We start from the raw sequence: 12,655 nt of genomic DNA, 5'->3' as shown, positions 1-12,655 counted from the left end.
GTGCCTTTTGTGAGGGTCCCGACACATCTCTACGGTGTGGTTACGCACTCATCGTAACCAAGCGAGGTAGCAGCATGTCTTCGACGTCTTCCACGGTGGCTGTCGTCGGCGCCGGCCCGGGCCTGGGTCGCGCCGTCGCCCGTCGCTTCGGCGCCGCCGGCCACCCGGTCGCCTTGATCTCCCGTAACGCCGGCAAGCTTCGCGGCATCGCCGACTCTCTCGCGGCCGAGGGCGTCACCGCCCGTGCCTACCCGGCCGACGTCACCGACGAGGAGAGCCTGACCGTCGCGCTCGACACGGCCGCCGCCGAGCTCGGACGGATCGGTGTGCTCTCCTACAACCCGGCACCCACGTTCCCCAGCGAGGCGGGCCAGGTGCCCGACCTGGCGGCACTGGGGTTCACCTCCGCGGCCCGGACCACCCGGGAATCCGTGCGCCCCATGTTCGACATGCTCGTCGGCGGCGCCCTCACCGCGGCGGCCGCGGTCCTGCCGGCCATGCGCGAGGCACGCGACGGCGCCCTGCTGTTCACCACCGGCACCACTGCCATCCGCCCCCTCCCGGAGATGAGCAACTCCGGCATTGCCCTCGCCGGCCTGCGCTCCTGGGCGCAGGGCCTGCACAACGACCTCGCCGACGAGGGCGTCTACGTCGGTCACCTGTGCATCGGCGTACCGATCATCCCCGATTCCGGCGAAGGCGACCCCGACGTCCTGGCCGACCGCTGGTACCGGCTCGCCCAGGAACGCACCTCCTTCGAGGCCACCGTCGGCATCTGAGGCGTGCCGGGTCCGCACTGCCCGCGCGGTGCGGACCCCGGCCCACCGGCAGCGGGGGCCTGGGAGGCCGTGGGAACGATCGGGCCGGCCGAGGTGGTGTGCAGCGGGCCACGGCCGACACGGCGCCGGTCGCCGGGGCACGGGTACGCCCGCACGGGGCGCGCCAGGGGCGACGACCGCGGCGCGCGGCTCGCCGAGGGCGGGGGCTGGGCGCCGCGGGTCAGCACCACCAGGCGCGGGCCACTGGCGAGCAGTGTGCGGTCCGTGCAGCCGGTCGCGGGTGTGGAGGTTGTACGTCGCGGGTCAGTACCACCGGGTGCGGGTCACGGGCGGGCAGTGCGCGGTCCGTGCAGCCGCTCGCGGGCGTGGAGGCCGTACGTTGCCGAGCCGGCGCGGACCGATGGCCACGGTGGCGGGGCCGTCGCCGGGAAGGGGCCGTATCGCGTCCGTACCGGTGCGCCGGACCAGGCCGACGAGGCTCTCCCCGACGGCTACGGCGCCCGGGGAGGCCGTCATGCCGGCCCGCCGCGGCGGTCGCTCCTGTCCTGGATGCCGAGCGGGTTCAACTGCCACACCTGGGCCTCGAACTCCGTGGTCCCGGGCCCTGTCGCCCGGGCCTGGAGGCGCCATGGCTCCTCACCCAGGGGATAGAAGCGCAGGGTGAGGGACTCGCCGGTGCCGAGGAAGATCTCGGCGATCGAGCGGTCGACGATGACGCGCAACTCGGCGAACCCGCCCGGCTCGGTCGTGCGCGGGATGCGCCAGGAGCCGCCCCGGGCTCGTGGTTCGCCCGAGGCGTGGGCGCGGTCGACGACGAGTTCACCGGTGGCGGCATCGAGGGCGAGGTCCAGGTATTCGCTGCCGTCGGGCGAGGTCACCAGGCGCAGGCCGGCCGCGGCGCCGCCGGCGGCGCCGCGGTGCAGGCGGGCCGTCAGGTCGAAGCTGCGACCGGTGACGCCCAGGGTATCCGGCGCGTCGGCGGTGACCTGGCCCTTCGCCCGGAGGGCCGGCCGGCCGCGCAGGGCGTCGAGTTCGCGTGCGGGGCGCTGGCGGACGCTGCCGTCCGGGCCCAGGGTCACCTCGCGGGGGAGGCTGAGCATCCCGGCCCAGCCGACCTCGTCCGTCCAGGTGCTCGGGGCGCCGACCTGGACCGCGTCGCGGGCCTCCCAGACCCAGCCCCACATCAGCCACCTGCCGTCCGGGGCGTGCAGCAGCGCGGGGGCGTAGAACTCGGGCCCGTGGTCCAGGCGTTGCGGAGCGTCCGCTGCGAAGTGAAGGCCGTGGTCGCGGCCCGGGTACGCCGCGCTGTGGGAGGCGCCGCCCTGCGGGTCCCAGGCGCTGAGCAACAGCACGCCGCGGCCGTCGCCGAAGTCGGCGTACTGCACGCACTCCCAGCCCTCTTCGGTGTCCGCGCCGCCGGGCAGCGGCTCGGGCGCGCGGGCGAGGAAGGGACCGGCGTACTCCCAGTGCTCCAGGTCGTCGGACAGGTACTGCTGTGCCGCGCCCCGGCCGTCGGCGAGGCCGGCGCCGACGAGCATGCGCCAGCGGTCGCCGTCCCGCCACACGTAAGGGTCGCGGAACATCGAGGTGCCCTCGGCCGGCTGGGGGACGAGCAGGCCGGGGTGCTTGGCGAAGGTCAGTCCGCCGTCGTGGGAGACGGCCGAGGCGACCGGCTGCCACCAGCGATCGTCCCGCTTGGCCGAGTAGAAGGCGATGAGCCCGCCGTCGGTGCTGACGGCGTTGCCGGACCAGACTCCGCCCTCGTCGTCGCCACCCGGGGTGGGGACCAGCGCCACCGGCAGGAGCTCCCAGCGGAGGAGGTCGGGGCTGCGGAAGTGGCCCCAGTGCATGTCGGCGTGGCGGGCGCTGTGCGGGTTGTACTGGAAGTAGACGTGGTAGTGGCCGTCGTGGAAGACCAGTCCGTTGGGGTCGTTGATCCAGTTGACGGGCGGGCGGAGGTGGGCCGCGGGGAAGTGCGGATCGGACACGGGCACGGGGTGCGCCTCTCCTGGCCGGTCAGCCGTCGGTGCGCTCGTCGTAGCGGCGACGGACGGCGGCGGCCTGCTTGATGTTGTTCTCGGACTCCTGCAGCGAGCGCTCGCCGCGCTGCCGGGTGCGCTCCTCCCAATGCCGCATGTGGCGTTCGAAGCGAGCCTGGTACCGCTCGCGCATCACGGCGATCTCCTCGGCGACCGCCCCGGAACGCGCGGCGGGAACCGGCATGGGCCGGCCGGCCGGGCGCACGGGGAGCCGCTGTTCCAGCGGCAGGATGGTGGCCTTCGGGGAGGGCAGGGTCTGGTACCAGTACGCGGTCGAGGCCCAGTCGTCGGCGAGGTGGTTGCCGTGGCCGTGCTCGATGGAGACCCGGATGCGTTCCTCGAAACGGATCGGGTCGGCCACGTGGAAGCGGTAGTTGACGGAGTAGCCGGGGACGTCGGCCTCGTGGAGGATCGCGCCGTGGTAGAGGTAGGCGTTCTTCTGCATCCCCCAGGCATGGTTGAAGTAGTCCTCGGTGCCGGTGCCGTGCAGGGAGGGCGGCCAGCTGGTGGCGCCGTCGGGCAGGAAGTCGTCGTCGATCCAGATCATGTCGTTGCCCTCGCCCCACCAACTGCCCTGCCGGTGGAGGACGGAGAGGTTGCAGCCGACGTAGTGGCCCTTGCCCTCCGTGTCGAGGATGACGTAGTTGTCCTCGCCGGTGACATCGACGATGTTGACCTCGGGGCTGTTGGTCTGGATGTCCGGGGCCCAGCCGTTGCACGGGTTGCTGCGGTTCCAGCGGGCGTGGAAGTAGAGGGTGTCCTCGGGGAGTTCCTCAGGGAACAGCTCGTAGTCGATGTAGAAGTACTGCTGGACGGGCAGGTCGTTCTCGTTGACCAGTTCGATGCGGGCGCGCTTGCCGAACGGCATCGGTGCCCAGCAGTTCAGGGCCGCGCTGCCGCCGAAGACCAAGGACTCCTCGGGCTTGGCGGAGACGGTGAACAGGGCCGACTGGTAGCTGTTGGGCATGCAGTGGCCGATGCCGAAGAAGTCGCCGAGCGGGACGAGGACGGCGGGCTCCTCCTCGTCGTCCCAGGTGATCCGGATGAGGACCTTGCGGTAGTAGTCCGGGTCCGGCTCCTCCCAGTTGACGCCGAGCGCGTTGTGGATCTCCATCACCGGGGCCACGGTGTCGGCCTCCAGCGGATCGATCAGGCCGGGGCCGAGGGTGCGGCGGCAGAACTGGGTCATCCAGATGTGGGTGATCCGGCCCGGGCCTTCGAGGTCCGCCAGGACACGGCTGGAGTGAGCGGGGGTCGTCCAGTAGTCCTGGTTGCGGCCGCGCTGGTCCCAGCTGGAGACACGGGCGGTGCGGGCGCGGGTGGGACGGGTGAGGTGTTCGAGGGCGTGCGAGGGCATGGGAGACTGATCCCTTCAGTGATGGTTCGCTGAACTCGGGCGGCGGGAGACTCGACCTCTCCCGCCGCCCTCTTGCTGTGGTGGATATGGCTCAGGCCGGGCAGCCGCAGGACTCCCGGTAGGTGATCTCGGGCTCCAGGCGGACGGTCCGGGGACGGGACGTAAGGCTGCCGTCGATGCGGCTGAGCAGCAGCTGCATCGCCGTGGCCCCGATCTCGTGGGCCGGCTGGGCGACCGCGGTGATGCCGGGCCGGAACAGATCGGTGTGCGGGAAGCCGTCGAAGGTGGCGAAGGCGAAGTCCTGCGGAGCCGTCAGACCCAGCCCCTTCGCCGCCGCGAGCACACCTACCGCGGTTTCCGTGCTGGCGGCGACCACCGCCGACGGCCGGTGCTGCCGCAGCAGGCTCGTCGTGCGCTCGCGGGTGTCCGCTGCGCGGCCGCTGCCGGTGACGATCAGGGCGTCGTCGACGTCGAGGCCCGCCTCGTCGAGTGCTTCGAGGTAACCGCGTCGCCGCTCCGCGATGGTGGAGACACCGGTGTCGCCGGCAGCCAGCGCGATCCGCCGATGACCGTGGGAGGCCATGTGCAGCACCAGTTCCCGCATCGGCGCCGTGTTCTCGGCGCCCACCTGGTCGGCCTTGACGCCGCCCAGCCGGTCGATCAGGACGACCGGCGTGCCCCGGTCGATGACCGCGGTGATCGTCTCCCGGTGGGAGCGGGCGACGGGGGCGATGAGCAGGCCGTCGACCCGGCGTTCGGCGAGGACCTCCAACGCGCGTGCCTCAAGCTGCGCGTCCTCGCCGGAGTTGGCCAGCAGCACCGTGAGGCCGGCGTCCATGGCCTCCCGTTCGACACCGCGGGCCATCGCCGCGAAGGCCGGCTCGGACACATCCGTGACGATGAGCCCGATGGAGTCGGTGCGTGAGCGGCGCAGTGCGCGGGCGAGGCTGTCGCGCCGGTAGCCCGTGGCCCTGACCGCCTGCTCGACCCGGCCGCGGGTCTCGTCGCGGACCGGCCGTGTGCCGTTGATGACGTGCGACACGGTGGACGTGGAAACGCCGGCCATCCGTGCAACGTCGGAGATCGTGGCCACTGCCGCTCGCCGCCTCCTCAGGTCGTCGGACCGGATCCGTGGTCCGGTCCGGCCCGGTTCATCGAAACGATTGCGCAGACCTTCGCATGTCATCACATGGACAGTCAATGGCTGTGGCCAGCACAGAGTGGTCGCCTCGGGGAAACTTCTCTGTCACACGGTATTGACATGCCGGAACTCGCGAGGCACCTTTCATCGAAACGTTTGCGTCAACGATCGCAGAGCCGCTCCGATGCCGGACATTCGAGCACACCGGACATCCATGCCGGAACAGACGGCCTGCCCCCTACCGAACATCTCCCCGGAGCCCTGTCACCCCCACGCCGGTTCCGCCTCCCCACCCAGTTCCCGGAAGGCAGCAGCACCATGGCGACCTCCTCTCAGCCCGCGCCCCTGACGTCGAGACGGCCCTCGGGCATCTCGCGCCGACTTCTGCTCACCGCCACCGCGAGCGCCATGTTCGTCACCGCCACGGCCTGCGGTTCGGCGGTGAACACGGCGGGCGGATCGTCGTCGGACGGTCTGATCACGCTGTCCATGCAGAACCCGGACAGCAGGACCCAGGACCCGGCGACCTGGCAGCTGGTGCAGGAGTTCAACAAGAAGCACCCCGACATGAAGATCAAGCTGGAGGGCCAGCCGGTCGACCAGCACCAGCAGCGCATGACGATCGCCGCCCAGAGCGGCACCCTGCCGGAGATCTTCTGGGTGTACGACTCCCTCGCCAAGACCATGGTCAAGAACGGCGACCTGCTGGACCTGACCCCGATCCTCGCCGAGAACGGCCTCAGGGCGAAGTTCGCGCCGAGCATGCTCGCGGGCTTCCGCTCCGGCACCGTCCAGTACGGTCTGCCGTACCAGGCGCTGATCACCGGCTTCTACTACAACAAGGCCATCCTGGACGAGCACGGGATCCCCGTTCCGGTGACCTTCGACGAGCTGGTCGCCGCGGTGAAGAAGCTCAGGACGGCCGGCGTGGTGGCCATCGCGCAGGGCGCGAACAACTCCTCGTTCAGTGTCTGGGCCTTCCTGACCATGCTCGACCGCTTCGGCTACGAGTCGAAGTACCGGGACATCCTGTCCGGCCGGGCCGGCTACGACAACCCCGACTTCCTGCGCCTGTACCAGCACGTGGAGGCACTTGCCAAGGCCGGCGCCTTCCCCACCAACATGAACACCCAGACCTACGCCCAGGCCGTCGCCTCCTACACCTCCGGCAAGGCGGCCTTCCTCGACGCGGGCATCTGGGAGGCGGCGAAGATCCAGAAGAGCACCGTGGGCAAGGACACCGGCTTCTGGGCCGGACCGACGTTCTCCGACGGCGTCGGCAACCAGAAGCTCGTCATGAACGTGCCCTCGGCGCCGTTCGTCGTCAGCGCCAAGGTCGAGCAGGACAAGAAGAAGTATGCCGCGGTGCAGGCGTTCATCCAGTTCTACTACAGCGACGCGGGCCAGAAGATCCTCGTCGACAACGCCCAGCCGCCGGTCACGACGTACCAGCCGGACATCGACACCACCAAGAACTCGGTCTTCACCGCCGTACTGGCCGAAGCCTCCAGGCCCGGCTGGACCAGCCCCGGGGCACAGCCCGACCTCGTCGTCTCCGCGGCCACCGCGAGCGCCATGTACGACAGCTTCTACGGCGTCATGGGCGGCAGCCTCAGCCCCGAGGAAGCCGTGCAGAACGTCCAGAAGACCATCAAGTAGGTTCCGGCGGTCATCCCATGAACTGGCTCACCACACGCCGGCACTTCGCCCTGATGATCGCGCCGGCGCTGATCATCTACAGCGTGTACATGATCTATCCGATCCTGTACTCGCTGTACTACAGCTTCACCGACTTCGACGGAGTCTCCGCCAACGGCTTCGCCGGCCTCGCCAACTACCGGCAGATGGCGCAGGACGACGCCTTCTGGACCTCGATGCGCAACACCGGAATCGTCCTCGGTATCGCGCTGTTCCTGCTGATCCCGCTGGGCTTCCTGCTCGCGGTCCTGCTCGGCGGCCGGGTCAAGGGCAGCGGCGCGCTGCGGGCGCTCGTCTTCGCCCCGGCCATCATCGCGCCGATCCTCGTCGGGCTGATCTGGATCTTCCTCCTGGACCCGAAGATCGGCCTGGTGAATGCCTTCCTGCTGGCGATCGGCGTGCCCGCCCACCCACAGTGGATAGGCGGCCCCACACTCAGCCCGTACGCGATCGGCCTCGTCTACCTCTGGCAGCAGATCGGCTTCGTCCTGACCATCTTCTACGCCGGCCTGCGCATGCTGCCGCGCGACGTGATGGAGGCCAGCAGCCTCGACGGAGCGAGCCGCTGGCAGCAACTGCGGCACATCCAGATCCCCATGCTGCGCGAGACGTTCGGCATCGTCACGGCCCTCGTCGTCACCGGCGTCTTCAAGGTCTTCGAACTCGTCTACGCCCTCACCGGCGGCGGTCCCGTCCACCTCTCCGAGGTCATGGTCAGCTACATGTACCACATCACCTTCACCACCCAGCAGTACGGCTACGGCATGGCTCTGGCCGTTGTGGTGTTCGTGGTCGGTGCGCTCGCCTCCGCGGCCACGTTCCTGGGCAATCGCCGTAAGGGAGAAGCCCGTTGAGCATCGACAGCGAGGTCAAGATGTCGCTCCCGTCTCCGCCGGCCCCCGGCGACACCCCGCCCGCACCGCGGCGCCGCCGCCGCGGCAGGATCATCGTCTCGGCGACCGCCTACCTGATCACCTTCGTGATCCTGTTCCCGCTGCTGTGGATCGCGCTGTTGTCGTTCCGGACCAACGACACCATCCTCAACCACCCGTTCTCACTGACACACCTCACCACGGCCAACTACGCGCAGGCCCTGCAGACCCTCAACCTGCTGGTGATGTACAGGAACACCCTGATCCTGGCCGTCGTCTCGGTCACGATCGGCCTGGTCATCTCCTACCTGGCGGCCTTCGCGCTCACCCGCATGGTCTTCCGCAGCGGCAGGCGCCGCACGCAGAACACCCTGCGCTTCTACTTCCTGACCGGCCTCGCCGTCCCCGTCTACGTCCTGCTCTTCCCGGTGTACCGGCTCGACATCACCTTCGGCCTGTTCGGCACCTACTTCGCGCTGATCCTGCCGTACATCGCCGTTACGATCCCCTTCAACATCCTGCTGCTGACCGGGTTCCTGCGGGACTTTCCGGAGGAGATCGAGCAGGCCGCCGTGATGGACGGAGCCGGGCTGTGGCGGATGGCCTGGAAAGTCGTCTTCCCGCTCATGCGGCCGGTCGTCGCCACCCTCGCCATCCTCAACGTCATCTACGTCTGGAACGAATTCCCGTTCGCGGTCACGCTCATCAACGACCCCGGCCTCACCACCGTCTCCCTCGGTGTCTCCCAGTTCCAGGGCGTCTACAGCGTCGACTACGGCGCCATGATGGCGTCCGCCGTCCTCGTCCTGCTGCCGCAGCTGGCGATCTACGCGGCCTTCCAGAAACAGGTCATCGCGGGGATGACCGCGGGCGCCGTCCGCTGACCCGGCCCGCCCGACCGGTCCCCGACCCTCGGGCTGACGGGGCCGGCCGGCGCGTCGGTGAGCGGGACGAAGCGGAGCGCCGGGTGCTGGGTCCGGCGCTGGGCGACCTTCGATGATCTGCTTCGGGCGCTGTGGTACCGCTGACCGTGTTGACGACCAGCGGCCAGTGCTGGACGTCGGTCCGGTTCAGCCGGCCGAGGCGGGCCGGAGCGCAGTGCTCGGAGCATACGGCGATACGCGGCTTGTGGAACAGGCAGCAGCCAACTGAAGCCGAGCCCGGTGGACCGACCACACCCGAACTGGTCACCGCCGCCCGGGCAGGCGTCCTGGGCTTCCTGGCCGGCGGCCACGTGCAGGGAAGGCGGCGCATTCGGCGTCAACTCGCTCGCCCCATCCGGTCCCCGTCTCCGACGACGCGTACCGCCCGGTCGCCGGCGCCCTGCGCAAGGCCGGGAGCACCGTCCTGCGGGGCGTGACCTCGGCCGGCGAGGCACGTCGGGTGGCTGAGTCCGGTGTCGACGCGCTGACCGTGCAGGCCGCTGCCCCGGCGGCCGCTCGGCCGTCCTCATGCCGCCCCGGCCCCTCGCCCCGGTCGGGCTGCCCGAGCCGTCTCCCGGCCCATCGTCACCACCGGTGGAATCGCTGCCGCGGAGGCGGAGGCCGCCATGTGATCGGCACCGTGCTGGGGCGGCCTGCTAGGTGGATGAGCGTTCGACGGTCGGGCAGGGGACGAGGGTGCGGGTCGGCTCGGGGGCCTCACCGGTGGTGGGGGCGCCTTCGCGCAGGAGCCACTTCAGGCTGAGGTAGCCGAGTTCGTAGTGGGGCAGGGCCACGGTGGTGAGGGCGGGGCGCAGGTGTGCGGCGATGACTTCCTGGTTGTCGAAGCCGACGACAGCCATGTCCTGGGGGATGCTCAGCCCGCGGGTGCGCAGGGCGTCGTAGAGGCCCATGGCGACGCGGTCGTTGTAGCAGAAGACGGCTGTCGGCCGGGGATCGAGTTGCAGCAAGCGCAGGCCGGCCGTGTACCCGCCTTCCTGTTCGGGCGTGGTGGTGAGAACCAGGTTCTTGTCGAAGGGGATGCCGGCGGCCTGCAGGGCTTTGCGGTAGCCGCGGAGGCGTCCGGTGGTGGCGGGTGCCGACAGGTCGCTGTTGATGAAGGCGATGCGGCGGTGGCCGTGGGCGGTGAGGATCTCGGTGGCGGCCCGGCCACCGCCGGCTTCGTCGGGGACGAAGGACTGGAGTCGGTCGCCGCGGGTGTAGCAGTTGGCGAGAACGACGGGAATGCCGCTCAGACCGGTGGGCGTGGACACCTGGCGGTGATACCAGGTGGAGTAGACGACGCCGTGCACCTGGTGGTCGAGCATCATGCTGGCCACGTCGTGGAAGGTACGGGGGTCGGACTCGGTGTTGGCCATGAGCATCACGTAGCCGTGTTCCCGGGCGGCGTCCTGCACGCCGCGGATCATCTCTCCCGCGAACGGGGTGGTGGCGACGGAGTCGGTGATGAAGCCGATGAAGGACGAACGCGCCCGGCTCAGGTTCTGCGCCATGGCGTTGGGCCGGTAGCCGAGTTCCTCCGCGACGGCCTGGACGCGGTGCCTGGTCTCCTCGGAGACCTTGCGGGCGCCTGTGCCATTGATGGCGAAGGAGGCCGTTGCCAGGGAGACCCCGGCCCGGGTGGCGACCTCCTGCATGGTGATGCGCCCGGTCCTCCTGCGGGGTGCCCGTGCCACCCACGACCTCCGACCTGTTTGTTGCGGCTCGTCCGCGTCGATCCTGCGGGGCACCACGGGCACCGTGTCAGCGCGGGCGGCGCACGGCCGCCGACGGCAGAGGGTTCCGTGAGGCCTGTGGAGTGTCCTGGTACCAGTACGCGACCGATGATACGTCGTCGCTCCGTTCGAAGAGGCGGCGCCCGTCATGGCCGATCTGCTGCACGGTGACCTTGAGGTCGTGGTCGAAGTAGACCGGGTCCTGGACATGCCAGCGGTAGAGGCCGTGCTGAGGTACGGACGGTGTGGCGTACGGCGACCAGCCGGTCGGGTCGGCCGTCAGATACTGCGGGTGGCCCTGGTACGGGGAGTTGTAGACCGCCACCTTGTGCTCGGCGCCGGGCGCGAGCACGTCCTGGAAGGCCCAGGCGCCGCCGGCGTAGTCCTCCAGACCGGTGCCGCAGATCGTCGGGTTGTCGGTGTCGCCGTCGAGGAAGAATTTCACCTCGCCCTCGCCCCACCAGAAGCGTTCCAGCGCGGCGACGCCGATGTGGGTTCCGACGTAGGCCCCCCGTCCCCGTACCCCGTCCAGGATCACGTGGTCCTGGCCGGGCGTGGTGACCGGTGTGCGGCGCCACTGCGCGTGGAAGTAGGGCGCGGCGGTCAGCAGGTGGTCGTCGTCGGCCGGGAGGTACTGGAGGTAGTCGATCTGGAAGAAGACCGCCTCGATCGGTCCCGGATGTTCGCTTGTCAGCGTCAGCCGGGCGCGGTCGCGGAACGGCATGGGGAAGTAGCTGTTCATCCCGCCGGTGGGCAGCACCGCGATGGGCAGGGACACGACGTCCGCCCGAGTGGCGAAGCCGTTGCAGAAGAAGTCGCCGAGCGGGACCTCCACGGCCGGGTGCGGGCTGTCGTCCCAGTAGGCGCGCAGCACCAGGTCGCGCAGGACGAAGGGACCCGCTTCCGTGCCATCGGGGACCGTCAGCCAGATGTGGGTGATCACACCCGGCCCCTGGACATCGGCCAGGGTCAGGGTTTCTTCGGGGGCGAGCGGCACGCAGGGGCGGCCCTTGCGGCCGGGGCCCAGCGGTGAGACCGCGGTGCCGCCGGCCGCCTGTGCGCCGGTGGGGTTCTCGGCGGTCACCGAGCGGCTGCGGACTCGGCCGCCGGTGTTCCAGGGGGTGAGCGCCGGGATGAAGGGGAACATGGTGATCCTCGGGTGAAGACGCGGGAGCGGGGCGCGGCAGTGCGGCGCGCGGGAACGGGGGCCGCGGATCAGACGCGGGTGGTGCCCGACAGACCGCGGACCACGGCCTTGTTGAAGACCAGGAACGCCAGGACGAGCGGGGTGACGGTGACGGAGACGGCGGCGAAGGTGGCCGTCCAGTCGGTGGAGCCCATCGAGCCGAGGTAGCTCTGCAGACCCAGCGGGACGGTCTTCTTGCCGGTGCTGAGGATGAATGTGTTGGCGAAGATGAAGTCGTTCCAGATGAAGATGGTGTTGACGAACACGACCGTGGCCACCGTCCCCAACGACATCGGTGTGGTGATCCACCAGAAGAGCCGGTAGGGCCCGCAGCCGTCGAGTGCGGCCGCCTCGTAGGTTTCCTTCGGCACGTACGTGTAGAAGCTCATGAACAGGAAGATCGACATGGGCAGGGCGAAGCCGACGAGCGGCAGGATCACCGAGGGGTAGGAGTCCAGCAGGCCCACATCGGTGTAGTTGATGAACAGCGGCACGAGTGCGACCTGGACCGGCACGACAATGCCCAGCAGGAAGAGTCCGAGCACCAGCCGGCTGAAGCGGAACCCGATCACCTGGAGTGCGTAGGCGCCCATCATGCCCAGGACCACGATCAGGAGGTCCGACACCCCGGTGATCAGGGCGCTGTTGAGCAGGAATCGGGGGATGTCGCCGTTGTCGAAGGCGCGAGCGAAGTTGTCGAGGATCGGGTGCGTGGTGACGGCCAAGGGGTTGCCTGCGGCGAAGTCCTTCGCGGGGCGCAGGCTGGTGGTGACCAGCCAGAAGAACGGGTACACCTGGAGCAGCAGCACCAGGGTGACGAGTGCCTTGGACAGCCTGGACGCACTGAACGGGTGCCGGCGTGCGGTGCGGCGGCGCGGAGCGGGCGCGGTCGGGCCGGCGGCCGGACCTCGTACGTCGATCATGGTG

10 protein-coding genes are annotated in these 12,655 nt (G+C 69.9%); 4 read left to right on the top strand and 6 right to left on the bottom strand.

Annotated elements, in window-relative coordinates:
• Nucleotides 1-74: 74 nt before the first annotated feature.
• Nucleotides 75-779 carry an SDR family NAD(P)-dependent oxidoreductase gene (locus tag CTZ28_RS20040; protein WP_121891019.1) on the top strand — a complete coding sequence of 235 codons (705 nt, stop codon included), beginning with the start codon at nucleotides 75-77 and terminating at the stop codon, nucleotides 777-779.
• A gap of 512 nt (nucleotides 780-1,291) precedes the next feature.
• Here the strand turns inward: CTZ28_RS20040 and CTZ28_RS20030 are convergent.
• The 3 genes from CTZ28_RS20030 to CTZ28_RS20020 all read right to left on the bottom strand — a co-directional run bounded on the left by CTZ28_RS20030 (nucleotide 1,292) and on the right by CTZ28_RS20020 (nucleotide 5,268).
• Entirely contained in the window at nucleotides 1,292-2,773 is a 1,482-nt protein-coding gene (locus CTZ28_RS20030) for a glycoside hydrolase family 32 protein (RefSeq protein ID WP_121891017.1), read from the bottom strand.
• 22 nt (nucleotides 2,774-2,795) lie between these two features.
• Nucleotides 2,796-4,175, bottom strand: a complete 1,380-nt coding sequence (locus CTZ28_RS20025; RefSeq protein WP_121891016.1) for a glycoside hydrolase family 172 protein — start codon at nucleotides 4,173-4,175, stop codon at nucleotides 2,796-2,798.
• A gap of 91 nt (nucleotides 4,176-4,266) precedes the next feature.
• Nucleotides 4,267-5,268 (bottom strand): LacI family DNA-binding transcriptional regulator, encoded by a 1,002-nt coding sequence (locus CTZ28_RS20020; protein WP_121891015.1) that lies wholly within the window; start codon nucleotides 5,266-5,268, stop codon nucleotides 4,267-4,269.
• Nucleotides 5,269-5,634: 366 nt separating this feature from the next.
• On the opposite strand from CTZ28_RS20020, the gene CTZ28_RS20015 reads away from it, so the two are divergent.
• From CTZ28_RS20015 to CTZ28_RS20005, 3 genes are read left to right on the top strand one after another with little or no spacing between them, the layout of a single operon-like run.
• Complete coding sequence (locus tag CTZ28_RS20015) at nucleotides 5,635-6,975, top strand: ABC transporter substrate-binding protein (protein WP_121891014.1); 1,341 nt, start codon at nucleotides 5,635-5,637, stop codon at nucleotides 6,973-6,975.
• Between the two features lie 17 nt (nucleotides 6,976-6,992).
• Nucleotides 6,993-7,868 carry a carbohydrate ABC transporter permease gene (locus CTZ28_RS20010; protein ID WP_121891013.1) on the top strand — a complete coding sequence of 292 codons (876 nt, stop codon included), beginning with the start codon at nucleotides 6,993-6,995 and terminating at the stop codon, nucleotides 7,866-7,868.
• On the top strand, nucleotides 7,865-8,770 hold the full coding sequence (locus tag CTZ28_RS20005) for a carbohydrate ABC transporter permease (RefSeq protein ID WP_121891012.1): 906 nt from the start codon (nucleotides 7,865-7,867) through the stop codon (nucleotides 8,768-8,770). The genes CTZ28_RS20010 and CTZ28_RS20005 overlap by 4 nt, the downstream gene beginning before the upstream one ends.
• Nucleotides 8,771-9,465: 695 nt before the next feature.
• Here CTZ28_RS20005 and CTZ28_RS19995 read toward each other — a convergent pair.
• From CTZ28_RS19995 to CTZ28_RS19985, 3 genes are all read right to left on the bottom strand, one after another.
• The gene (locus CTZ28_RS19995; RefSeq protein WP_220795365.1) at nucleotides 9,466-10,503 is read right to left on the bottom strand and encodes a LacI family DNA-binding transcriptional regulator; all 1,038 of its coding nucleotides are present in this window, start codon (nucleotides 10,501-10,503) and stop codon (nucleotides 9,466-9,468) included.
• A 67-nt stretch (nucleotides 10,504-10,570) separates the two neighbouring features.
• Entirely contained in the window at nucleotides 10,571-11,689 is a 1,119-nt protein-coding gene (locus CTZ28_RS19990; protein WP_121891010.1) for a glycoside hydrolase family 172 protein, read from the bottom strand.
• Nucleotides 11,690-11,757: 68 nt separating this feature from the next.
• Nucleotides 11,758-12,651 carry a carbohydrate ABC transporter permease gene (locus CTZ28_RS19985; protein ID WP_121891119.1) on the bottom strand — a complete coding sequence of 298 codons (894 nt, stop codon included), beginning with the start codon at nucleotides 12,649-12,651 and terminating at the stop codon, nucleotides 11,758-11,760.
• Nucleotides 12,652-12,655: the final 4 nt, after the last annotated feature.

It is taken from the genome of Streptomyces shenzhenensis, assembly GCF_003688995.1.
GTDB classification, from domain to species: Bacteria; Actinomycetota; Actinomycetes; order Streptomycetales; family Streptomycetaceae; genus Streptomyces; species Streptomyces shenzhenensis_A.
This window is presented reverse-complemented; position numbering and strand designations above follow the sequence as displayed.